Below are 23,106 nucleotides of genomic sequence, written 5' to 3' on the forward strand. Positions count from 1 at the left end.
CACAGGACCGGAGAATCCGGTCAGGAGCGCACACTCGGCTTGGGGCTCAGACTATGGTGTCGCTGAAAGTCAGCCACCCCCATCGTCAGGGGGGGAGTGAATTCGGGGTGGGGGGTAATGCAAGGACGGCCAGGAGATGGCGCGGATCCGGCCTCAGCCGGCCGGGTGGAGGATACCCAGCATGTAGGCGCGATCGACGACATGCCGGCGGGTGCCGGCCTGGAATTTTCCGAAGAGGTTTTTCAAATGCCACTTCACCGTTTCTTCGCCGACATTCAGCGCCAGGGCTATCTGCTTGTTCGACAGGTTGCGTGCCAGCAGTTGCAACACTTCACGCTCCTTGGGCGTCAACAGGCTGCTGGGAGAAACACTCGAGGTCGGTGCCGGACGCGAAACCGCAGGGGGCTGGTGCAAGGCCGGCGTAACCGCTCGGGCATTTTCCCGCTCAAGGTTTTGCGCCCACTTGAGCAGATCCGGATGGGTGTCTTGCACCACTCGCTGCAGATCGTATTCCTCGGCCAGGCTGATGGCCTCCAGAAAGCAGGGAAGCCCGTCCCCACCCGACTCCCTGAGCGCCAGCGCCTTGAGCAACTTGACCTGAACGATTTCGCGGCCACGCCGCAGGCGCTCGGCTATCTCGCCAACCACCGCCAGGACTTCCAGCATTCTCGGCCAGTCGCGCTGCATCAAGGCGACATAGGCGTTCGCCAGCCCGGCCACCATGTTCAACTCTGGTCCGAGCAAACCACGCTGTTCGCGGGCAAAGTCGGGCACGCCCTCATCCAGGCGACGCCACAGCGCCTGGCAGGTATCGGCCCGGCCTTGCAGGGCGTTCAAGCGAATCTGCTCACCCAGGGCGACCATGCAGAAACGCGCAATGCCACGCTCCTCACCGAGGGTGCAGAGTGCCTGCAACAGGTCATATCCACGGTGTGCCTGGCCCTGCAGCATCGCCAGGCGTGCGGCGGTGAGAAAGCCCATGACGATCGCATCCGGCGAGGCCAGCCGCTCGACTACATCCAGGCGGTTGGCCAGCACCGTCGTCGCTTCCTGGATCTGGCCACGCTCGAACAGCACCGCAGCCAGACCGCTGGCCAGCATCACCGCCACCGGACTGCGCCGACCGATGTCCTGTTCAGCCCGCAACAGGCTGTCTCGTAGCGAAGTTTCGGCCGGCAACATGCGCCCCTCGCTCAGGTAGCTCATGCCCACTACCCACTCGCCAAATCCGCGAATCGCATCGAGGCCGGGGCTCCAGGCATAGTGCGGCGCCCGCTGGAAGATCCGTCGGGCTTTCTCCGGCTGGCCCTGGAACAGCGTCAGCCGGGCGATCTGGTTAGCAACAATGGCTTGCAGTTTGATCGAACCGGACGGTGGCGCGTCCACCCAAGGGGTGATGAGTGCCAGCGACTCGTCCGGCCGGTCGGCAAAATAGGCCGCGGCGGTGGCTATTGCCGCCGCTTCGCAACGAGTGGCTTCATCGGCGAGCGGGTCCTGCTGGATGCCGGCGATCAACCTCGCCGCCTCGACATGCCGCTCGCTCATCGCCAGCGACCAGGCCGCCGCCAGGCACATGCGCGGACGGGATTCCACTTCGTGCGGTGGAAGCTCTTCGATCCATTCCATGACCCGGCTGAATTGCCCCCGCAACATGATCTCGTACAGGCATTGCTCGATCATCGCGTAGGCCTGGGTGACACGCCCGGCCAACAGGTATTGCCGCGCCGCCTCTTCGAAGAACGACTGTTCTTCGAGCCAGCTCGCTGCCCGCTCATGAAACTCCTGGCGCTGCGCCAGAGGCAGTTCGGCAAAACGTCCGAGCAGAAACTCCCTGGCCAACGGATGAATTCGCAGCCAGTCGCTATCGACACTTTCGACGAAGATCGGCGTCGAGATGCACAGCTCATGCAGCAGTTCAGCTGCCCGCTCGTTGCCCGTCAAGGCAACGCAGAGCGAGGGATGAACCATCTCCAACAGGGCAATGCAGGTGAGAAAATCGACCTGCTCGACAGACAACCGGGCAACCAGGCTATCGACGAAATACCGCTGGATATCACCCGAGCTAGCCGACAATTCCTCGATTGCCGCTACCAGGTTAGGGCTCTTCTCTATCGCGCAAATCGCCAGTTGCAACCCCAGCGGCCAGCCTTCGGTGATTTCGTGCAGACGCACGCAAAGGTCCGGGTCGATACGCGCGGCAAAGCGGCTGCTGAGTATCGCCACGGTTTCTTCGACGCGAAAGCGCAACGCCGTGACCCCTATCGTGGCGTACAACCCACGTGCCAGCAGGTCGGCCACATGCAGGCTCAAGCGTCGGCGCGAGGCCATGATGATGCGCAGGTTGGCCGGGGCGTTGTGCAGCAGATAAGTCAGGGAATGGCGAACGGTCGCCGCCGGCAAGGTGTCGGCTTCGTCGAGAATCAACACGGTTTCGCTGCCCAGGTCGGCCACCTCCGCCAGCCAGTCCGTCAGCCCCTCCAGCTCATCGCGACCATGGCCGGGCATCCGTTCCAGAGAACCGGCGAACGACTGTCGACCACTGCCCATGGCCATGGCCGCGGCCAGCCCCTGGGCAAAGCGCACGCCATCGTCATGGCTATCGAGCGTCAACCAGCCGACCACCGCCCCACGCGACAGGAACTCCCGGCGCCACTGAGCCAGCAGGTAAGTCTTGCCGAACCCCGCCGGGCCATGGATCGCGATCGCCACCTTGTCCAGCAGTTCGGGGGCGTCAATGCGCAAGCGCTCGCGCAACTGCGCCATTTTCTGGCTGCGGGGTGGAGTGGTCTTGAGGACCAGCTCGGGCTCTATGCGATCCATGTCGGCGATGCCTCGACAGTACGATGCACTGCGTGAAAGAGACGGGAAATCGATGGCTATCGACATGCTAAACGATAGTCCTGAAACTGCTCGCGCAACTTCATTTTTTGCAGCTTGCCGGTCGCCGTGTGTGGCAGTGCCTCAACGAAAGCCACATCGTCCGGCAACCACCATTTCGCTACTCGGGACTCCAGGAAACCCAGCAGTTCTTCCTTGCTGGCCATCTTACCCGCTTTCAGGACGACGACCAGCAACGGCCGCTCCTGCCACTTGGGATGGGCAATACCGATCACGGCGGCCTCCGCCACCGCTGGATGACCGACCGCGGCGTTTTCCAGGTCGATCGAGGAGATCCACTCACCACCGGACTTGATGACATCCTTGGCCCGGTCAGTGATCTGCATGTAATTATCCGGGTCGATAGTGGCGATATCCCCGGTATCGAACCAGCCTGCGTCATCGAGGATCGGCCCACCCTCCCCCCGATAATACTGACTGGCAATCCACGGACCCTTGACCAGCAAGTGACCGGAGGCCTTGCCGTCTCGAGGCAGCTCGGCGCCCGCGGCATCGACAATCTTCATCGACACCCCGAACAACGACCGTCCCTGCTTGGCCTGCAGATCCAGGCGCTCATCCAGTGTGGCATCGCGGTGCTTGGGCAGCGGGTTGCAGACGGTGCCTAGGGGCGACATCTCGGTCATGCCCCAGGCGTGCAGCACCCGCGCGTCAAAACGGTTTTCAAAGGTCTCGATCAGGGCCCGGGGTGCTGCCGCCCCGCCAATCACTACCCGGTTCAGCCGTAGGTCCCCCGTCGGGTCCAGTTCATGGGCCTCGACGTATTGCTGCAAGGCCATCCAAACCGTGGGTACGCCAAGGGCCAGGGTCACCCCTTCGTCACGCATCAGCCGGTAAAGGCTCTCACCATCCAGCGCCGCCCCTGGCAGGACCAACCTGGCCCCACTCATAGCCGCCGCATAGGGCATGCCCCAGGCATTGACGTGGAACATCGGCACCACCAACAACGCCGAATCCGCCGATGACAGAGCGAATCCGTCCTGGGTGCATAACGCCAGGGAGTGCAGGATCGAAGAGCGGTGGGAAAACAGCACGCCTTTCGGATTGCCGGTGGTTCCCGAGGTGTAGCACAACGACGAGGCGGCCCGCTCATCGAGAACCGGCCAGACGAACTGGTCACTCTGGTCCTGAATCAGCTCCTCGTAGCACAGCAGGTTGGGCACCTCGATAGCCGGCATCCGGCTGCGATCGGTCAGGGCGATGAAGGCTTTGACGGACTTCATCCGGGGTGCCAGCTGCTCGACCAGCGCGGCGAACGACAGGTCGAAGAACAGGTACTGGTCCTCGGCGTGGTTGGCAATGAACTCGATCTGCTCAGGGAACAGTCGCGGGTTGATGGTATGCAGGACCGCGCCCATGCCCGACACGCCAAAATACAGTTCCATGTGCCGGTAGCCGTTCCAGGCCAGCGTAGCGATCCGCTCGCCGGGCTGCACATCCAGGGCAGTCAGGGCATTGGCCAGCTGTTTGGCGCGCCGGCCGATATCGGCATAGCGGCAGTGATGCATCGGCCCTTCGACAGTGCGCGAGGCGATCTGGCCCTGTGGATGCGCTTTGAGCGCATGTTCCAGGACCGATGAAATCAACAGTGGGTGATCCTGCATCAAACCCAGCATGGCTTCGTCTCCGCTCAGTATTTTTTGTTTTTAGAACGTCGTATTCTGGGGAGGCTCGGAGAATTTATTTGATATTACGCGCCATTTATTTGATATTTTATGCCAATCACCCTTGGCAGCAGGTTGCCCATGACTACCCACAGTATCCGCAGCATCGTCCTGTATGGCGCTCGCGAGTTGATCGCCGACCTGCACGGCGATCCCTGGCGGGTCGCCCATGCCGCGGCGATCCCGGTCCAGGCACTGGAACAACTGGAAATCCTCCTCCCCGCTAAGAGTGTTGTGCAGTTTCTCGATCTGGCGGCCAGGGAAACCGGCCGGGAAGACTTCGGCCTGCTGCTGGCGCAGAGACAAAGCATGGGCGTGCTGGGTGGGGTTCTGTTCGACCTGGTCAGCGAAGCGACTTCCCTGGGCGACTGGCTTGAGCGGCTGTCACGCTATTTCCATCTGCTGTCCTCCGGTGCCGTTGTGCAGCTGGAACAACACGAGCTGGGGGTCACGCTGCACTACGAGATCACCGCCGCAGGCGAACTGGACGACACTCAGGTCCTGCACCTGGGGTTGGCCCTGATCACCCGCAAGTTGCGTAGCGCCCTTTACCCTCAATGGTCTCCCGAGCGCGTGATGTTCCGCTGTCGGGAACCGCATAGCCGCGCGTCCTACGTGCGAATGTTCGGACAAAACGTGTTTTTCAATCAGGAGTGCAACGGCCTGCTGATCAGCCGGCAAGTGCTGGAACAGCCGCTGAGCGAAGAACAGCCCTCCTCCAGGCCGGCGCTGCTCGGCTACCTGCGGGAAAACCAGCAGCGGCGCAACAAAAGCCCGGTGCTGGCCACCGAGGATTCGGTGCGCAAGCTCCTGGCCAGCAACGGTGCACCGCTGGAAGCGGTAGCGCTCAACCAGTTGCAGAGCCGGCGAACCTTGCAGCGCAAGCTGGCCGGCAGCGGCACCACTTTCCAGGCCATCAAGACCCAGACCAAGCTCGATCTGGCCTGCAAGTACCTGCGCCAGACCGATCTGAAACTCTCGCAAATCGCCGAGGTCCTGGGGTTTTCCAGCCTGAGCGCGTTCAGTCGCTTCTTCCACACTGCAAAGGGCTGCGCGCCAAAGGTTTATCGCGCACGGGAAAGCGCTTCAGCGGACGGGCTGGCGCACGGGTTGGCGTTGGTCGAGCAGATGGACCATCAGACAGGCATATAGAGTGACCAGAATGAACAGCCCCATGCGCACAGCGAAGGCGGTGTAAACGTCCTTGCCGGCCGCGCTGTCCTGTACCGACTGACCGAGCAGGATAATCAGGGTGATCATGCTGTTGAGCCAGAACCCCGGGCTTTGCCGGGTCGGGCTCAAGGCATACAGCTTGCGCGCCAGCAGCAGACCGAACAGCAGCATCCACAGAAAGAACATCCACAGATGCACGAACAGGCTGAGGGCGCACCAGAACAGGATCGCCAGCAGGCCGCCGAACAGGGTCGAGCCGAGCAATTCGCGAGCGGCGTTGCGGGCGGTCGTCGTCGAGCTCTGCTGACCAAGACTGACGGCCTTCAAGATGATCGGCAGATAACTGGCCGGATCGATCAGCGCCAGCAGGAACGTCGGTAGCACGATCAGAGTTGCCCGCAGCGCCACCCTGCCGACCTCTTCCGCCGGCAGGGCCGGGGCCGCGGGTGGCGACGGCGCATTGGCCGGTTCCGGAAATAGCCAATGACTGAAGGCCAGCACTGTGACGGCAAGGAGCAATCCCTTGACCAGTGCACCGATGACCATGGCCGCCAGTCCGAAATCGGCGATCCCTGCCGAGGAGATCATGGTCAGGCCCATCACCAGAAAGGTCACGATCAGGTTGTTACCGCCGCGCAAACCAAAACCGAAGGCCAGGAACAGACATGCGCCGATCAACAGCACCCCGCTGAAGGGGTAATAACGCAGGATGGGGATCAACAGCAGGCCGACGCCGGTGGTCAACATAGCGGCCAGTGCGAGCATCAATCCGGCCTTGAATGGCAGTGGCCGATTGAGCGTGGCAAGCAGCAGCAGTCCAAGCACCGGCGCGATAAAGGGAATCGGCAATCCCAGACCGAAGCTGGCGGCCAGGCACAGCGCAGTGCCTGTGGCCAGGCGCAACGCCCGCTGAACCCGGGGGGCGCGTTCAGTACGCATAGGACAGCCAACTCATCAGCCATAGAAACAGGCGGCCAAGGGGGTTCAACGGATTGCCTTGAGTCGGGAAGGCCATGACTTCCGCTTGCCCACCGGCGCGGATACCGCGACTGTCACGCAGCGTGGCCAATGCCTCTGGAGAAAACTCGATAATCACCGGAAAGCGTTGTGCCGGGCGCAGCCAGTCGCGACTGTTCTGCACGCTGGGCAAGGTTCCGGGCGCCGGCGTCTGCCCCACACTGACACCGTAGCCGACACTACGCACACGCCCCTCGAATATCTCGCCGGGCAGCGCATCCAGCACAATCGCCACCGGGGTATCCAGCTTGACCAGGCCCAGGTTGTTCTCGGTCATTTCCGCACTGAGCCACACATCGTGGATGGCGATCAGGGTCATCACCGGACTTCCGGCAGCGGCAAACAGTCCGACATCGGTGCGCAGATCGGTGATAAACCCCGCAGAGCGTGCCCGTATCTGGGTGTTGGCCAGGTCCAGCCGGGCTTTTTCCAGGGTGGTGGTAGCGCTGCGCAACAGGGCGTTGTCTTCCTCGCTACCACCTTCTTGCTCACGTGCACGTTGAACTTCGGCACGGGCGGCCGCCACCTGACTGACGGCCTGTGCGAGGCTGGCACGAGACACTTCAAGCAGGCGCACGGAAATGGTTCCGCGGTCTTCGCGATACAAGCCCTCAAGGCGCTGATTGTCCTGGCGTGTCTTGAGTTCATTGGCCTGGGCGGCCCGCAAGGAAGCTTGCGCCGAGGCAATACCGGCGGTGCTGGCACCGATCTGTCGGCGGGTCGACTCGAGGTCGGCGTGGGCGCGGTCGACGGCAATCTGGTACGACTGCCGGTCCACCTCGAAGAGCAGCTGGCCGGCCTTGACGTCCTGATTGTTGCGCACCTGCACACTGGTCACCCGCCCCGCCACCTCCGCGGCCACCGGAATGACAAAGGCCTGCACCCGTGCCTGTTGCGTATAGGGCGTGAAGCGGTCAGCCAGCAGGTACCAGAGCAGGCTCAGGCCGATCAGCAATACCACCCACTTCGTGCCCTTGCGCACCGGGTCGGCGGCAGGTTCAGGCGCTTTAGTGACTGGCTCCTCGGGGACCGGCTGCGAGGTTTCACTCATGGTCGCTCACCTTGTATGGGGTCGGACTCGGGGTTGCGGGTTCATCCAGCAGATCGCCCCAATCAGTGCGTTTTTGCATCTGCTCGCGGGTGGCTTGATCAACTCTTGGTCGAGCGCTGTACCACCCCCCCCCGAGCGCCTTGTACAGGGCAATCAGATTGCTCACGGCACTGGCGCGACTGAGCAGGTAGTTGTCCTGTTGCTCGAGCAATGCGCGCTGGGCATCCAGCACCCGTTGGAAGTCCGAGTAGCCCTCGCGGTACTGGGCGCTGGCCAGGACCAGCGAACGCTGGGCGGACAATGCCGCCTCGCGCAGGATGCGCTCACGCTCCAGTGATTTGATCAGGCCGCTGGCGGCATCGTCGGCCTCGCGCGCCGCCTGGCGCACCTGGTCGCGGTAGACCTCGATCAACTGCTGCAAGCGGGCATCCTGCACTCGCACGTTGTTGCTGATCTGTCCGTGATCGAACAGGTTCCAGCGCAGGCTGGGGCCGCCGATGAGATCGAGAGTGTTGGAGGCGCCGCTCAATGAAGTGGTAGACCAGACGATGCTGCCCAGCAGGGTCAGCGACGGATAGAAATCGGATTCGGCAACGCCGATAAGCGCGGACTGGGCCGCGACATTCAGTTCGGCGGCGCGCACGTCCGGCCGCCGCAGCAGCAAATTGGCCGGTACCTCCTGCAGCACCGCACGGTCCACCAGCGGGATCAGCCCTTCTTGCTCGGCGAGTTGCGCCAGCGCACCGGGCGGTCGGCCGGTCAACACCGCCAGGGCATTACGGGTACGCAGGACCTGGTCTTCGAAATCCGGAATGGTGCTCAGGGTCCCCAGGTACTGGGTCTTGGCCTGTTGCAGGTCGAGCTCGGCAGTCTGCCCGCTGTTGAACAGCTTCTCGGTGATCTCGAAGCTGCGCTTTTGCTGCCCGGCATTCTCGCGGGCGACCCGCAAACGCGCTTCAGTGGTACGCAGCGCGAAGTAAGTGTCGGCGACCTGGGCCCGCAGCAGCACCAGCACGTCCTCATAGTTGGCCTGGGCGGCGAAGTAGCTGGCATCGGACGACTCGATGGCACGACTGAAGCGCCCCCAGAAGTCCAGCTCCCAGCCGATGTCAAAGCCGGCGCTGTGTTGCCAGAAATGGCTGTCCTGGGGGTTACGCCCACCGGATTGATTGCGGTCGAAGTACAGGCTGTCGGCGCTGGCCTGCTGCAGTTGCGGATAACGTCCGCTTCGGGCGATGCCCAGCTGGGCACGGGCTTCCATCACCCGCAGGCCGGCAATCTTCAGGCTGGAATTGTGGACATCGGTTTCGGCAATCAGACGGTCGAGGACCGGATCGGCGAAGACCTGCCACCACTCACGCGTATCGGGTTGTGGACGCTGCTGGCTGGCCTGCGCGAGCGCAGGACTGTTCCAGTGTTCGATCCACGCTTCGCCTGGCGCCTGGAAGTCCGGCCCCAGGCGCACGCAGCCACTGAGGCCCAGTCCCCCCATCAGCAGCACCCCCATCAGGAGTAATGACGGAAACATGGGTCCGTCAGATCTTCGGCTGGTCGTCTGGCGCGCTGCCTTGCGGCTGGTCCTGCACCCACTGCCAGAACAGCTGATAGCCGACCGCAAGCACCACCGGGCCGATGAACAGGCCGATGATGCCGCTGGTGACCATGCCCCCCAAGGCACCGATCAGCACCACCGGCATCGGCACATCGACCCCGCGCCCCAACAGCAGTGGCTTGAGCACGTTATCCACCAGGCCGGCGACGAAGACATAGATGGCGAACACAATGGTCGCCGTGCTGGCCCCCTCGGTGGAGAACACGAAGACGATCACCGGCAGGGTAATCAGGGTCACCGGTAGCTGCATGATGCCGAGCAGCAGCACCGCCAGAGCGAGCAGCCCGGCGCCGGGTATGCCCATGAGCACGAAGCCGACGCCAACCAGCAGCATCTGGATGAAGGCGATGCCAACCACCCCCAGCGCTACCGCACGGATCGTCGCGGTGCACAGCCCGGCGATTTGCGCCCCCCTGGCCGGACCGCTGATGCGCGAAGCGATCTGCACCGCACTGCGGCTGCCACTCTCGCCATAGGCCATGAAGATCCCGGCGATGATCAGGGCGAAGATGAACATCAGGAAACCCATGCCGACCCCGGCGAGTTTGCTCAACAAAACCAGGCTGACATCCTTGATCTGCGGTATGTACTTCTCTGTCAGACCGGGAAGATCGGTGGCGGCCTGTAGCCAGATGCCATACAGCGGCTTGCCCACCAACGACCAGTCGGCGACTGAAACGGCCGGTGCCGAAATATGGACACCGCCGCTCTTGACCATGCCCATCGCATGCTCGACCGAATCGGCAATCGAGGTACCCAACAGGTAGATCGGCACCATAAGGATACCGATGGCGATCACCACGATCAGCGTCGCAATGCGCCCTTCCTTGTAGCCGAGCATGCCCTTGAGCCGGCCTTGCAGTGGGTAGAGGGTGATCGCCAGGATCAGCGACCAAAGCATCAGATCGCGGAACGGACGGAATATCTCGAAGCAGAACAGCACCAGAACGGCAATCAGCCCGGCACGAATCAGGACATCCAGCAGCGTATGGGAAAATGTCTTCTCGGAGATGGACGTGGGGACCATAGATTGCTCCTTGCAGGTCGTTGCAAAGGTATGAGGTGGGTAAGAGCAGCATAGACGCTCAATAGCGCGGCTGAGGTCAGCGTGTGCGAGGGACAGGGATTGTCCTGAATCGCCGGGGATCGTGGATCACCTGATCGACCGGGAAATTTTCAGTGGCTCGCCTTCAACTCTGCGACTCCCATCTACACTCTGGTAAACCCACACTACCTGACGCCCGAGAAATGATGGAAACCACGCCTGATACTTCCCCATCACGCAATGAGAAACTCCGCTTCAACATCGGAGTCGGGATAGTCTGCCTCGTTATATTTTCCTGGCTGTTGATCCCGCTGAGCTCCGCGCTGGACGTACCTACCTCAAAAATCGCCCTGCTGACCGGTGCCCTGTTCATTGCCAATAAAGTGCTGCTGCTTCTCGCCATTACCATCATGGGGAAAGCCGGATTCCAGCATCTGAAGCAGCTCATCTGGGGTCACTTCAAAAAAGTCCTGCCCACCAGTACCGGCACGGTCGGGCCCACCCGGCACTGGATTGGGGTCATCATGTTCTGCCTCCCGCTGATCTCATCGATACTCGAACCCTACGTCGATCATTTTTGGCCTGGGTTGCGACCCAACATCTGGCAGCTTCAGTTATTGAGTGATGCGATGTTGATCGCGAGTTTTTTCGTGCTGGGTGGGAATTTCTGGGACAAGGCAATGGCGTTGTTCTCACGTACAGCCAAAGTAACCACCACTGATACCCCTTGATCGTCGCGTCTGTTTGTCGAGATCAGCGAACAATGCCGCCGCCAAAACGGCGGCGGGTATGGGGCGTGACGTGACGGGACAGCCCTACCGGATCGGCAAGCTATAGCTGACGATCAAGCGGTTCTCGTCGATTTCACTGGCAAAGCTCGAGCGATAGGTCGCGTTGCGCCATTTGATGCCGACGTTTTTCAGCGCGCCACTCTGGATCACGTAGCCGATGTCGGTATTACGCTCCCACTCCTTGCCGGTTCCCGAAGCTGCCCCCAGATCGACCTGGTCGCCTTTTACATAGCGGGTCATAAAGGTCAGGCCGGGAATGCCGAGGCCGGCGAAGTTGAAATCGTAACGGGCTTGCAGGGAGCGTTCGTCCTGATTGCCGAAGTCGTTGATCTGCAACAGGTTGACCAGATACGGGTCGGTGCCGTGAACGTTGGCGAAACCGGTATCGCCGTTCATTTTCTGGTAGCCGAGGCCAAAGGCGTGCGCGCCCAGTGAGTAGGTGAACATGGCGCCGAGCATTCGGTTGTCGACATTGCTGCTGCCATCATCGGTCGAACGGGCCCAACGCAGATCGGATTTCAGCGCCTGCCCCTCGGTAACCGGCAACACATGCACCAGCGTCAGGTAATGCTGCTTGTACAGATCGTCCAGCTCAGCAAAGTGGTAGCCAGTGCTCAGCGCCTTGCTCCACATATAGTTGCCGCCGACAAAGTCGAACTGGTCGGTGGTGGACTTTGCCCCGGTCACGATGTTGCGCCGTGGGCCTTTCATGAGCGTCATGTCTTCGCGGTTGGTCGAGTCGCGCTGGTTCACCTGAGTGAGGCGACCGGCGTCGAAAGTCAGACCAGCGAGATCCGTCGAGTTCAGCCAACCACCCTGGAAAGTCTGCGGCAGCAGGCGCGAATCGTTGGGCTGCAATACCGGCAGCTTGGGAATCAGGGTCCCCGCCTTGAGGGTGGACTTGGAGACCCGTAGCTTGGCGGTCAGGCCAAGCTCGCTGTTTTCATCGGGTGCCCGCCTCGAGTCGGCACTACGCGGCAGCAGGCCGGTGGCGCCGGCGCGATCCGGGCTCGAATCGAGCTTGATGCCGAGCAGACCAAGAGCATCGACCCCGACGCCCACGGGCCCCTCGGTGTAACCGGACTCGTAGCGCAGCAGGAATCCTTGCGCCCATTCCTCACCCTTGCTTTGTGGGGCTGCTGGCTGGCGGAAGTCTCGGTTCATGTAGAAATTGCGCATATCCAGACTGGCCTTGCTATCGGCGAGGAACTCAGCCGAAGCGGGAGAACAGACCCCAATAGCGCCGGCAACGCCGGGCAACAGAAAAACACAGGCAGAACGAATGACGTGCATAAATCTCTCTTCTTATTAGATAACTGGATTTTCTTCGGTTTAGAAGCGAGCTTGCTCGCGATGGACCCAAGGGCGCCGCGTGTATTCAGAAAGCACGCGCCATCGTTAACGTCCTTGTAGGAGCGAGCTTGCTCGCGATGAACTCAAGGGTGCCGCGTGTATTCAGAAAGCACGCGTCATCGTTAACGACCATCGCGAGCAAGCTCGCTCCTACAGGGGGAGCGTCAAGCCCTAGAAATTGCGCCGAGCCAGCTTCAGCACCCAGCCGACGATGCCGACCCGGAACAGCAGCACGCAGATGACGAAGATCATGCCGAGGATCACGTGCACCCACTCCCCCAGCGGTCCGTTGGACAGGTAGCTCTGCAGGGTGACCACCACTGTGGCGCCAACGAACGGGCCGAGCACGGTGCCCACTCCGCCGAGCAGGGTCATCAGGATCACCTCGCCGGACATGTGCCAATGAGCGTCGGTCAACGATGCCAGCTGGAACACCACCGTCTTGGTCGAGCCGGCCAGGCCGGTCAGCGCGGCGGAGATGACGAAGGCCAGCAGCTTGTGCGCATCGACGTTGTACCCGAGGGAAATCGCCCGCGGCTCGTTCTCGCGGATCGCCTTGAGTACCTGACCGTAGGGCGAGTGGATGGTGCGCTGGATGACGGCGTAGCCGAACACGAACACCGCGAGGACGAAGTAGTACATCGTCAGGTTGTTGTTCAGGTCGAACAGGCCAAGCAGTCGGCCACGGGGCACGCCATGCAGACCATTCTCGCCACCGGTGAATGGCGCCTGCACATAGATGAAGAACACCAACTGCGCCAACGCCAGGGTAATCATCGCGAAGTAGATGCCCTGGCGCCGGATCGCCAGCAGACCGAACAGCAGCCCGAGCGCGGCGGATGCCAGGGTCCCGGCTAGAATGCCCAGTTCGGTCCCCAGGCCGCTGTAGTGGCTGAGCAGGTAACCGGTGACATAGCCGCCGCTGGCGAGGAAGGCTGCATGCCCAAAAGACAGTAGACCGGCGTAGCCGAGCAACAGGTTGAAGGCGCAGGCGAACAGCGCGAAGCACAGGAGCTTCATCAGGAACACCGGGTACACCGCCAGCGGCGCGGCCAGCGCTACGGCAAACAGTGCCAGATAGAACCAACGCTTGCGCCGTATGGCGGCCTGACGCCGCTCCTGGACCACTTGCGGTTGCAGGACCCGCGCGCCCTGCTTGATTTCCAGACTCGTCATGTTTACGCCTCCTTTCCGAACAGTCCCGCGGGACGAACCAGCAACACCAGCACCATGACCAGGAACACCACGGTGTTGGCCGCCTCAGGATAAAAAACCTTGGTCACCCCCTCGATCAGACCCATGGCCAGACCGGTGACAATGGCGCCCATGATCGAACCCATGCCGCCGATCACCACCACGGCGAACACCACGATCAGCAGGTTGGCGCCCATGGTCGGCGTGACCGAATAGATCGGCGCGGCCAGCACACCGGCGAACGCCGCCAGGGCTGCGCCATAGCCATAGGTCAGGGTGATCAGTAGCGGCACGTTGATGCCGAACGCTTGCATCAGCTTCGGATTCTCGGTACCGGCACGCAGGTAGGAGCCCAGACGAGTGCGCTCGATCATGAACCAGGTGACCAGACACACGACCAGCGCGGCCACTACTACCCAGGCGCGGTAAGTAGGCAGGAACATGAAGCCGAGGTTATAGCCGCCCTTGAGCAGCTCCGGCATCGGGTAGGAAGACCCGGAGACACCGAACAGCTTGACGAAGGAGCCCTCGACGATCAGCGCCAGGCCAAAGGTCAGCAGCAGGCCATAGAGGTGATCCTCACCGGCAATCCGCCGCAGCAGACCGCGCTCGATGAGCATGCCGAGGACGCCGACCAGCAACGGCGCCAGCACCAGCGCGACCCAATAGTTCACGCCCAGGTAGTTGAGCCCCATTACCGCGGTGAAGGCACCGAGCATGTACTGGGCACCATGGGCGAAGTTGATGATCCGCAGCAGCCCGAAGATGATCGCCAGGCCCAGGCTGAGCAAGGCATAGAAAGCCCCGTTGATCAGCCCCAGGAGTACCTGGCCGAACAGTACGCTCAGGGGAATACCGAATACGATAGTCATGATTTACCACCCGCTGAAAGTCCGTGACACCCGGCTGCCGGCAGCCGGGTAAGTAGCTGGAGTCACATGCCGATCAGCTTTTCGTCAGCAGCTTGCACTTGCTTTCGGCCAGCGGGCGGTAGGCTTCCTCCCCCGGAATGGTCCGAACGATCTTGTACAGGTCCCACTCCCCCTTCGATTCGGCCGGAGTCTTGACCTGGACCAGATACATGTCGTGGACCATGCGGCCATCGGCGCGAATCGTGCCGTTCCTGGCAAACATGTCGTTGACCGGGGTCGCCACCATCTGCGCCCGCACCGCCTGCGCATCATCGCTGCCGCTGGCCTTGACCGCGCTCAGGTAGTTCATGGTCGCCGAGTAGATACCCGCCGGCACCATGCCCGGCATCTTGCCGGTGCGCTTGAAGTAGCGCTGCGCCCAGGCGCGGCTGTCGTCGTTCATGTCCCAGTACCAGCCGGTGGTCAGCATCAGCCCTTGGGTCACTTCCAGGCCCATGGCGTGGATGTCGTTGAGGAACACCACCATGCCGGCCAGCTTCTGCCCGGACTGGGCAATGCCGAACTGGCTGGCGGTCATCAGCGAATTGACGGTATCGGAACCGGCGTTGGCAAAGGCAATCACATCCGCGCCAGACCCTTGGGCCTGCAAGATGTAGGAAGAAAAATCGCTGCTCGGGAACGGGTGGCGAACCTTGCCGACCACCTTGCCGCCATCGGCCTCGACGACCTTGGTGATGTCCGACTCCATCGCATGACCGAAGGCATAGTCGGCCGTCAGGATGAACCAGTTCTTGCCCCCGGAAGCGAGCACGGCCTTGGCGGTGCCGTTGGCCAGCGCGTAGGAGTCGTAGGTCCAGTGGATGTGATTGGGCGAGCAGAATTCATTGGTCAGACTGGACGCCGCCGCGCCGGAAATCAGCGCCAGTTTGCCGGCCTGCTCCACCACCTTGCTCGCCGCCAGCACCACCGAGGACGCCACCATGCCGGTGACCATGTCGACATTGCGCTCATCGACCCACTGGCGCACGGTGTTGGCGCCGACATCCGGCTTGTTCAAGTCATCGGCACTGAACACCACGATTTTCTTGCCGTTGACCTGACCGCCGAAGTCCTCGACGGCCATGTTCAGCGCTTCCAGACCACCGGGGCCGGAGAGGTCGCGGTAAGTCCCGGACATATCGGCCAGGTAGCCGATTCGGACCTCGTCGTCGCTGACCTGTGCCTGGGCGGCGCTGGCGATCAGGCTGGAGACGAGAATGGCGCGTGCAGTCTTCTGAAAAACCTTCATCTAGTTCACCCACTTTCCATAGTTATTGTTGTTGTTCCGGGCAAAGCAACCCCGTGCCGGCAGCCCTGGAGCCGCGCCGACATAGATGTAGCCAGGGGTAAAACGGGTCTCAGACGCCGAGACAGTTCTGCAGGAGCTCTTGTTTCGACTCCAGTTCAGCGGCGCTGATTTCCTCCACGATCTGACCGTGGTCCATCAAGTAATGGCGGTCTGCAAGCGGTGCGGCGAAGCGGAAGTTCTGCTCCACCAACACAATGGTCAGGCCCTTCTTCTTGAGCTTGAGCAGCACCTCGGCCAGCTTCTGCACGATCACCGGGGCCAGGCCTTCGGTGATCTCGTCCAGCAGCAACAGATTGGCGCCCGTGCGCAGAATCCGAGCCATGGCCAGCATTTGCTGCTCGCCGCCGGACAGACGCGTGCCCTGGCTGAAACGCCGCTCGTAAAGATTGGGGAACATCTCGTAGATTTCGTCGAGGCTCATGCCGTCGCTACGCACCATCGGTGGCAGCAGGAGGTTTTCCTCGACATTGAGACTGGCGAAAATACCGCGCTCTTCCGGGCAGTAGCCGACGCCCAGACGCGGGATCAGGTGCGCGGCCAGACCGATGGTCTCGTTGCCATTGACCACGATCGAACCGGTGCGCCGGCCTACCATATTCATGATTGCGCGCAGGGTGGTGGAACGCCCCGAGCCGTTGCGCCCAAGCAGGGTGACCAGTTCACCACGCCGCACCTGCAGATCGATGCCATGCAGAATGTGCGATTCGCCATAGAAGGCATGCAGGTCGCCGACCCGCAGCTGCTCGAAATCCGGGTTATGCAGACTGCTCATGGGTGAGCCCCCTCGAGGCAGGTGGCTTCACTGCCCAGGTAGGCCTCGCGCACCAGCGGATTGGCGGAAACGCTGGCATAGTCGCCTTCGGCGAGAATCGCACCACGGGCCAGCACGGTAATGCGGTCGCACAGTTCGCTGACCACTCCGAGGTTGTGCTCGACCATCAGCACCGTGCGCCCTACAGCGGCACGGCGCACCAGGCCAATGACCATGTTCACGTCTTCGCGGCCCATGCCCTGGGTCGGTTCGTCGAGCAGCAGCACCGTGGGATCCAGTGCCAGAGTCGTGGCCAGTTCCAGGGCGCGCTTGCGGCCATAGGGTAATTCGATGGTCAGGGTGTCGGCATAGTCGAGCAGACCGACTTCCTCCAGCATCTGCAGAGCCTGCTCATTAAGGGCATCGAGGCTGCGCTCGGACTTCCAGAAGTGAAAGGAGTTACCCAGCTTGCGCTGCAGCGCCACCCGAACGTTCTCCACCACACTCATGTGGCCGAACACCGCGGATATCTGGAAGGACCGCACCAGGCCCAGACGCGCAATTTCATTGGGTTTGAAACGGGTGATCGGCTGGCCCAGGTAGAGGATCTCGCCACGAGTGGGCGGGAGGAACTTGGTGAGGAGATTGAAGACGGTAGTTTTGCCGGCCCCATTGGGTCCGATCAGTGCGTGGATATGCCCCTTCTGCACACGTAGATCGACCGAATCCACTGCGGTGAAACCGCGAAATTCCTTGGTCAAGCCACGCGTTTCCAACACGATCTCTGGTGACATGTGGAGCCCTCTAACCTTGATTGTTTTTATTGGTTATGGCGCTGCAGACACTATTACGTTTACGTAAACGACAACACTATACGAAAGTCTAGTACGGGCCAGCGGGTCAAAATTTGATCAGAAATATCAGACAACCCCAGCGTTGGTGCTGGGTGACTCGCTATAGGCGGCGCGAGCGCCGGAACGGGTAGATGGGTGCAGCCTGTGTTCCCGTTGTTATTGCTGTGCGGGCCTGGATCAAAGCAGACGACCCCGAGTATAGGTGGGTGCTGGCAAAATAATACCGCGTAAAAAAACACGATCCGTTATGCAAAAAAACATGGTCTGCGGAGCGAGTGCGAGGATGCACACCTGTTATTTCTGACAGTAGACAACCGTCAAACCACAAATTAGGTTAGATCGTGCTCGGGCCAGACAGGCTTTCGAACGAGGTGACCGATATGAAAACTTCAGTCAGGACGCAGTCTTTCAAACAGGCGTTGCACGATAGTCAATCGTGTCCCCTGTCAGACTGATTGGAGACCTTGTTATGAACATGTTTGCCTGGCTCGCGCTCGTCAGCTACTCGCTGGCTTTTCTGATCGTTTTAGCTTTCTCAATTGCTTACTTGAAGCGGTCTGACTTCATGCCCTACCACGGCATCGCTATTGGCCGTCGTTGGAGCGAAGTCGAACCACGTACTCAGGTGCTGCTCCTGGCGCTGATCAAGGTCACCGGGGCGGCTTGGTTGGCGCTGGCGCTGGCGGGATTTTTCCTCCTGTACTGGTTGTTCTCCGCCAATGGGGCGTTTGTCCAACTGATCGTATTTCAGTTGTTCTGCCTGATTGCCCTCTCCCCTCCCGTAACGGTGGCCAGCTATGTGCGAAAGAAAACCAATGCACCGACGCCTATCCGAAGCAGTGTTTTGCTAGTGATTCTGTCTTTACTTGGATTCACGTTTGCAGTGCTTTCAGGTCGGTACGTATAGCACCGGTGTAAGACATCCCAATTGCTCCACAGTCGAAGGTAGCCAACCATGAATCGCGACGCGTTATTTTGGAAAGTAGTCACTGGTGAACTTCCGTTGCCGAATGCCGCCATCTTGCTGGGTTGGAAATTCGTCGATTACGATGATGACCAATGCGAAGCGCATATCGAGTTTGACGCCGCGGTTTCGTTAACCAATCCAATGGGCAATATTCAGGGCGGAATGCTCTCGGCCATGCTGGACGACTGCATGGGACCTGCCGTATACGCAAACTTGCCGACCAACCAAATCGCGGTGACGATCGAATCGAAAACCAATTTCGTCAGCCCCGCATCGCCAGGTCGAATTATCGGATGGGGCCGGGTCGATCATGCAAAGGGCGCGATCTGCTTCACCTCGGGTCGGCTGATCAACGAAGCCGGCCAGGTCCTGGCAACGGCGACAGCCACCTACCGAATCTGCGACCTCCGCTGACATGGGGCTTGCGTCCTTCGCGGGCAAGCCCGCTCCCACAGGGATTCAGGCCGCTCACGCCATTTCGGTTTTACGCCACCCACAGCGAAAAATAGACAATCAGAGGTCGGCCCAGTGAATGGCCGCAAGTTCGCGATTCACCTCCATTGCCAGCCCTGAATTTTCGTAACCGAAGCGCTGCTCCGCCTGTACGTCGAATCGGTGTTCGTTCTTGCGCTTCTGGAAGTGTCTAGGGTATTCGCATGCATCGAAACCATTGGCATACAAATCCGATGTTTCAACATTAGGCCCCAAGGCCTTGGAGATCATCATCGATAATGAATATCTACCTCATCGTTGCACATCCGGAACCTGCTTCATTCAATGCCAACCTCGTATCTACTGCCGTGAGTACGTTCGATGTTGGCTTTATCGAAGATCACACTAGCGACTTGCATGCCCTGTCAATTTCAGGAGCAGCCATATATTGATTTATTGTTATTTCCGAGAAATTTTCGGGTTTTTTCTACTTGCAAACCCAGCATTCCAAAACTTACCCGTGAGCCCTATCATCACCAAGAACCTGCTACACGCCCTTCAACACGGTTTTGCTTTGTCCGCCCCAGCGATAAAAACGCGCAGCGACTTATGCTCGAGCCTGGCCGGGTAGAAAAGCGCCCCACTCATGACCTGCTCTGCGGCGCCTCAGCCTGCTGAGCTCGCTCCAGTAACGCTTGTATTTTAGGCTCAAGCACCCCCAGCGCCTGACGCAACAGTTCGGCAGCGGCCTGTATTTCTTGCGCGCGTTGCTTGCTGATCAGCAGCGGGCTATATGACTGAGCTGCGGTAACAGAGTCATCAATAAATCGCTTGAACACAAAACAAGCCCGCATCATGTCGCCCATCGCCAAAATATCATCCACAACCATTCCTCACTCCCTCACTTATCCGACCTTCCCTATTGGCTGCGGCCTGTTTGCACTGGCGCAAAACTGATAACGAAGCTGATTAATCGCGCCGTTCGCACTTGTAGTGTTCCCGGAACAAATGGTGGTTGTCTACTGTCAAGTTTGACAGGTCTCGAGTATTATTTTTTGTAACAACCTTCCATAAAGCCCTGTTTTTTCCTACTATCGAAATGGATTCAATCCGTAGGAATATTCCGAAACAAGGGTGATAACCATGGGATGTTGGGCAACCGATCAAGTGCCACACAGGGATTCAGGGCACAATGAAAATGCTATTTTCGAAGATTTTCAGTCATGTGTCGCGGAGTTCGGATTTGAATACTGCTCGATGCTGGTCGTGATTCCGGACGATCCCTCTTCAGCTGCGCCGCTTGAGAGGAACAGCTTTCCTGAAACCTGGAACCAACACTTCAAATCGAACTACGACCACCAGGGCAATCCGGTGATTGAGCACTGCCTGCACTCGGTGCTACCCGTGTTGTGGTCAAGGTCGTTGTTCTCTCCCCTTCCGGCGCTTTGGAACGATCTTTGCGACTTTGGAATGCAGCATGGCTTCTCGCAAGCCGTACACGATCCCCGCGGCATCACCAGCATTTTCTGCTTCGTCCGAAGCCAGGTGATCACTCCCCATGAGTTTTATGAAAAAGCCGGATCGATGTTGTGGCTCACCTATCGAACCCACGCGCTGTTGGTGGAAAGCCTGTTGACCACGTGGCGTCAACGGAGTCGGTTGACGCCACGGGAGAGAGAAGTTCTCAGATGGTCGGCCGAAGGCAAAACCGCAGCGGAAATCGCCTTTATTGTCGAACTATCGGAACGCACCGTGAATTTCCATATTCAGAGCGCGATAAGCAAGATGGGCGTTAAAAACAAAATGGCGGCGGTGATACAGGCGATCAAGAGAGGGCTGCTCTGAATCCGGGCCGAGGATTGCCAGCCGTTCAGCCTTGTCTCCCGGCTGTCGCATTCAGCCGCTGCAAAAACTCCTTCCGGCGCACCTGGTCCATCTGCTCTTTGGCCAACAAATCGGGAAGTAAGGCCTGGGCCGTTTGTGCATCAAGGATAAACACCCCGTCATCGTCACCGATGGCAATGTCCCCTGGCTGCACCTGGATTTCACCGACGCTGATCGATTGGTTGACCTCTCCCTGCAAGCCCAGGCTGCGGGTGGTGAAGGCGCTGACCCCGCGGCAAAACACCGGCAGTTTATGCAGACGCAATGCACTGACATCGGTGACGGCACCCGACACCACCACCCCGGCCAGCCCTTTGATCAATCCGGCCAGGGTGCGCAATTCGCCCCAACAGGCACATTCAGCATCGCCAACGCACTCGATGACCAGAACGTCACCCGGCTGACTGAGCAACAGTGCCTCACGCAGGACGCTGCCGTCGGGGGTAAAGACTTTAACCGTGACCACATTGCCGACCATGCGGATGTCGTTGAACAACGGTTTGATGCCCCGCAGGTAACCACTGCCGGTCAGATGGCCGATGGTCGATGAAGCGATCTTGCGGTACTCGCCCAGCAACTCATCGCTGACAAGCTGGCGGCGCGGCGCTATCCGGTCATTCAACGGCATTTCCTCGGGCGTAACAATGGGCAGGTCGAACAGTATTCAACCGGCTCGCTGGCTTGATAGTAGAAGCAACAGGTTCGACGAAAGCGAATGCTCCGCTGGCCATCATCCACCAGCGTGGGCGGAAGGCGAAAATGGCTCAGCGGATTGTAATCAAGGCCAAACAAGGCAGGTTCTGCCTGGGTCAACAGCCAGCTGAAATCCGCTTCATGACGTTCGCGTATCTGCGGCTCCTCGATCTTTGCCATGCGCTTTTCATACAGCGAATACACCCGCACGGCGGTGTTGTCCCATAAAATACGCCGGGAAACGCCGCTGACGCTGTAGAAGGTTTGCCAGAGCGGTTGCAGCAATCCGGCAAACAGTGAGTGCACAATGGCTTCGCGCCAGGCATCCCGTTCACCGGCCGCATAGGCAAACGGCAGCTCTTGATGGAGCGGCATCGAAGAAGTCCAAAGCCCCTCGTCGTGCCCGTATTCGATCACCGTGTTGTCCAGCGACAGCAGCAGCCCTTTGTCGTACACCGACATGGCGTACAAACACGCGCCGGTTGCCAGAAATGACAACCGTTTGCCCAGCAACGAGGCGGTGACCTTGCGCGAGGGTGAGCCGATAACCGGCGTCAGCTCGTCCAGCAGACGCTCGCAGACATCCTCTTGCAACAAGGCCCGTGCCATCAGCGAACGTAGCGGATCGCGCTCTGCCGATTCCTTCAGGCGCAGCCCTGCGCCAAGCACTGCCCACTCTGGCGCAGTGAAATGCCGGGCCAGACTCATTGCGGCAGTTCCCGGCCAAACGGAATGCACATCGGCGTACCGAAGAATGGATCGGGGATAATCCGGCAATTGAGGTCGAACACCGTCTTGACCAACGCTTCGGTCAAGACTTCCTCGGGCCGCCCCTGGGCAAAGGCGCCGCGGTTATGCACCGCGACCATATGGTCGGCGTAGCGACAGGCCAGATTGAGGTCGTGCAACACCATGACGATGGTTTTGTTCTCGCGCCGGTTAAGGTCGCGCAGCAAATCCAGCACTTCAATCTGGTGCGCCAGATCGAGAAAGGTCGTCGGCTCATCCAGCAGCACGATGCCGGTATCCTGGGCCAGCGTCATGGCAATCCACGCACGCTGGCGTTGCCCGCCGGAAAGCGCATCCACCGGCCGATCGGCCAGCGCCTCCAGGCCAGTCTGGCTCAGCGCACGCTTGACCATGGCTTCGTCTTCAGCCGACCACTGCTGCATCCAGCTCTGATACGGGTAACGACCCAGGGCCACCAACTGGCGGACGCTGATGCCCTCCGGTGCCGTGGGCGTCTGCGGCAAAATCGCCAATTCCCGGGCCACGGTTGCGGTGGATTTGTGCTGGATATCCACGCCGTTGAGAATCACCGAGCCTTGAGTCGGTTTGAGCAATCGGGCAAAGGATTTGAGCAAGGTGCTTTTGCCACACCCGTTACTGCCAATCAGCACCGTGACCTTGCCCTGGGGCAGTTGCAGGTCCAGCTCATTTATAATTACCTGGCGCTGATAACTCAGGGTCAGGCCGCGACTTGCAATCGACGTCATGCGTTGAATTC

The 23,106-nt window shown here is 60.3% G+C and carries 22 protein-coding genes; 5 read left to right on the top strand and 17 right to left on the bottom strand.

Annotated elements, in window-relative coordinates; genetic code table 11:
• Window positions 1-153: 153 nt before the first annotated feature.
• Window positions 154-2,820, bottom strand: a complete 2,667-nt coding sequence (locus ACA064_RS17015) for a helix-turn-helix transcriptional regulator (protein WP_497669162.1) — start codon at window positions 2,818-2,820, stop codon at window positions 154-156.
• A 56-nt stretch (window positions 2,821-2,876) separates the two neighbouring features.
• Window positions 2,877-4,514, bottom strand: a complete 1,638-nt coding sequence (locus tag ACA064_RS17020) for a 3-(methylthio)propionyl-CoA ligase (RefSeq protein ID WP_497669163.1) — start codon at window positions 4,512-4,514, stop codon at window positions 2,877-2,879.
• A gap of 129 nt (window positions 4,515-4,643) precedes the next feature.
• On the opposite strand from ACA064_RS17020, the gene ACA064_RS17025 reads away from it, so the two are divergent.
• Complete coding sequence (locus tag ACA064_RS17025; protein ID WP_497669164.1) at window positions 4,644-5,714, top strand: AraC family transcriptional regulator; 1,071 nt, start codon at window positions 4,644-4,646, stop codon at window positions 5,712-5,714.
• On the opposite strand, the gene ACA064_RS17030 is transcribed toward ACA064_RS17025, so the two are convergent.
• The 4 genes from ACA064_RS17030 to ACA064_RS17045 are packed head-to-tail and all read right to left on the bottom strand — an operon-like array spanning window position 5,649 to window position 10,442.
• A complete protein-coding gene (locus tag ACA064_RS17030) occupies window positions 5,649-6,674 on the bottom strand; it encodes a DUF2955 domain-containing protein (protein WP_497669165.1) in 1,026 nt (341 codons plus the stop codon). The genes ACA064_RS17025 and ACA064_RS17030 overlap by 66 nt on opposite strands.
• Entirely contained in the window at window positions 6,664-7,803 is a 1,140-nt protein-coding gene (locus ACA064_RS17035) for an HlyD family secretion protein (RefSeq protein WP_497669166.1), read from the bottom strand. The genes ACA064_RS17030 and ACA064_RS17035 overlap by 11 nt, the downstream gene beginning before the upstream one ends.
• Window positions 7,796-9,331 (bottom strand): efflux transporter outer membrane subunit, encoded by a 1,536-nt coding sequence (locus ACA064_RS17040; protein ID WP_497669167.1) that lies wholly within the window; start codon window positions 9,329-9,331, stop codon window positions 7,796-7,798. The genes ACA064_RS17035 and ACA064_RS17040 overlap by 8 nt, the downstream gene beginning before the upstream one ends.
• A 7-nt stretch (window positions 9,332-9,338) precedes the next feature.
• On the bottom strand, window positions 9,339-10,442 hold the full coding sequence (locus tag ACA064_RS17045; protein ID WP_497669168.1) for an AI-2E family transporter: 1,104 nt from the start codon (window positions 10,440-10,442) through the stop codon (window positions 9,339-9,341).
• A gap of 224 nt (window positions 10,443-10,666) precedes the next feature.
• Between ACA064_RS17045 and ACA064_RS17050 the strand changes: the two genes are divergently transcribed.
• Window positions 10,667-11,191: a transporter suffix domain-containing protein gene (locus tag ACA064_RS17050; protein ID WP_497674266.1), complete on the top strand. Its 525-nt coding sequence runs from the start codon at window positions 10,667-10,669 to the stop codon at window positions 11,189-11,191.
• Window positions 11,192-11,275: 84 nt separating this feature from the next.
• Here the strand turns inward: ACA064_RS17050 and ACA064_RS17055 are convergent, their stop codons facing one another.
• The 6 genes from ACA064_RS17055 to ACA064_RS17080 form a co-directional block, all read right to left on the bottom strand.
• Window positions 11,276-12,544 carry an OprD family porin gene (locus ACA064_RS17055; RefSeq protein WP_497669169.1) on the bottom strand — a complete coding sequence of 423 codons (1,269 nt, stop codon included), beginning with the start codon at window positions 12,542-12,544 and terminating at the stop codon, window positions 11,276-11,278.
• A 231-nt stretch (window positions 12,545-12,775) separates the two neighbouring features.
• Entirely contained in the window at window positions 12,776-13,780 is a 1,005-nt protein-coding gene (locus tag ACA064_RS17060) for a branched-chain amino acid ABC transporter permease (protein WP_497669170.1), read from the bottom strand.
• A 2-nt stretch (window positions 13,781-13,782) separates the two neighbouring features.
• Entirely contained in the window at window positions 13,783-14,670 is an 888-nt protein-coding gene (locus ACA064_RS17065) for a branched-chain amino acid ABC transporter permease (protein ID WP_497669171.1), read from the bottom strand.
• 73 nt (window positions 14,671-14,743) lie between these two features.
• On the bottom strand, window positions 14,744-15,958 hold the full coding sequence (locus ACA064_RS17070) for an ABC transporter substrate-binding protein (RefSeq protein WP_497669172.1): 1,215 nt from the start codon (window positions 15,956-15,958) through the stop codon (window positions 14,744-14,746).
• Window positions 15,959-16,067: 109 nt separating this feature from the next.
• On the bottom strand, window positions 16,068-16,790 hold the full coding sequence (locus tag ACA064_RS17075) for an ABC transporter ATP-binding protein (RefSeq protein ID WP_497669173.1): 723 nt from the start codon (window positions 16,788-16,790) through the stop codon (window positions 16,068-16,070).
• Entirely contained in the window at window positions 16,787-17,563 is a 777-nt protein-coding gene (locus ACA064_RS17080; protein ID WP_497669174.1) for an ABC transporter ATP-binding protein, read from the bottom strand. The genes ACA064_RS17075 and ACA064_RS17080 overlap by 4 nt, the downstream gene beginning before the upstream one ends.
• Before the next feature lie 529 nt (window positions 17,564-18,092).
• Between ACA064_RS17080 and ACA064_RS17085 the strand changes: the two genes are divergently transcribed.
• A complete protein-coding gene (locus tag ACA064_RS17085) occupies window positions 18,093-18,530 on the top strand; it encodes a hypothetical protein (RefSeq protein ID WP_497669175.1) in 438 nt (145 codons plus the stop codon).
• Between the two features lie 48 nt (window positions 18,531-18,578).
• Window positions 18,579-19,004 (top strand): PaaI family thioesterase, encoded by a 426-nt coding sequence (locus ACA064_RS17090; protein WP_497669176.1) that lies wholly within the window; start codon window positions 18,579-18,581, stop codon window positions 19,002-19,004.
• Between the two features lie 99 nt (window positions 19,005-19,103).
• Here ACA064_RS17090 and ACA064_RS17095 read toward each other — a convergent pair whose 3' ends face one another.
• Window positions 19,104-19,316, bottom strand: coding sequence for a hypothetical protein (locus ACA064_RS17095; protein ID WP_497669177.1), 213 nt, complete (start codon window positions 19,314-19,316; stop codon window positions 19,104-19,106).
• Between the two features lie 350 nt (window positions 19,317-19,666).
• Window positions 19,667-19,912, bottom strand: coding sequence for a hypothetical protein (locus ACA064_RS17100; protein WP_497669178.1), 246 nt, complete (start codon window positions 19,910-19,912; stop codon window positions 19,667-19,669).
• Window positions 19,913-20,165: 253 nt separating this feature from the next.
• On the opposite strand from ACA064_RS17100, the gene ACA064_RS17105 reads away from it, so the two are divergent.
• Window positions 20,166-20,867 carry an autoinducer binding domain-containing protein gene (locus tag ACA064_RS17105; protein WP_497669179.1) on the top strand — a complete coding sequence of 234 codons (702 nt, stop codon included), beginning with the start codon at window positions 20,166-20,168 and terminating at the stop codon, window positions 20,865-20,867.
• 25 nt (window positions 20,868-20,892) lie between these two features.
• Here ACA064_RS17105 and ACA064_RS17110 read toward each other — a convergent pair whose 3' ends face one another.
• From ACA064_RS17110 to ACA064_RS17120, 3 genes are read right to left on the bottom strand one after another with little or no spacing between them, the layout of a single operon-like run.
• A complete protein-coding gene (locus ACA064_RS17110; protein ID WP_497669180.1) occupies window positions 20,893-21,534 on the bottom strand; it encodes an RraA family protein in 642 nt (213 codons plus the stop codon).
• Window positions 21,525-22,307: an IucA/IucC family C-terminal-domain containing protein gene (locus tag ACA064_RS17115; protein ID WP_497669181.1), complete on the bottom strand. Its 783-nt coding sequence runs from the start codon at window positions 22,305-22,307 to the stop codon at window positions 21,525-21,527. The genes ACA064_RS17110 and ACA064_RS17115 overlap by 10 nt, the downstream gene beginning before the upstream one ends.
• Window positions 22,304-23,095 (bottom strand): ABC transporter ATP-binding protein, encoded by a 792-nt coding sequence (locus ACA064_RS17120; protein WP_497669182.1) that lies wholly within the window; start codon window positions 23,093-23,095, stop codon window positions 22,304-22,306. The genes ACA064_RS17115 and ACA064_RS17120 overlap by 4 nt, the downstream gene beginning before the upstream one ends.
• Between the last annotated feature and the right edge of the window lie 11 nt (window positions 23,096-23,106).

The organism is Pseudomonas sp. LBUM1658 (assembly GCF_059716055.1).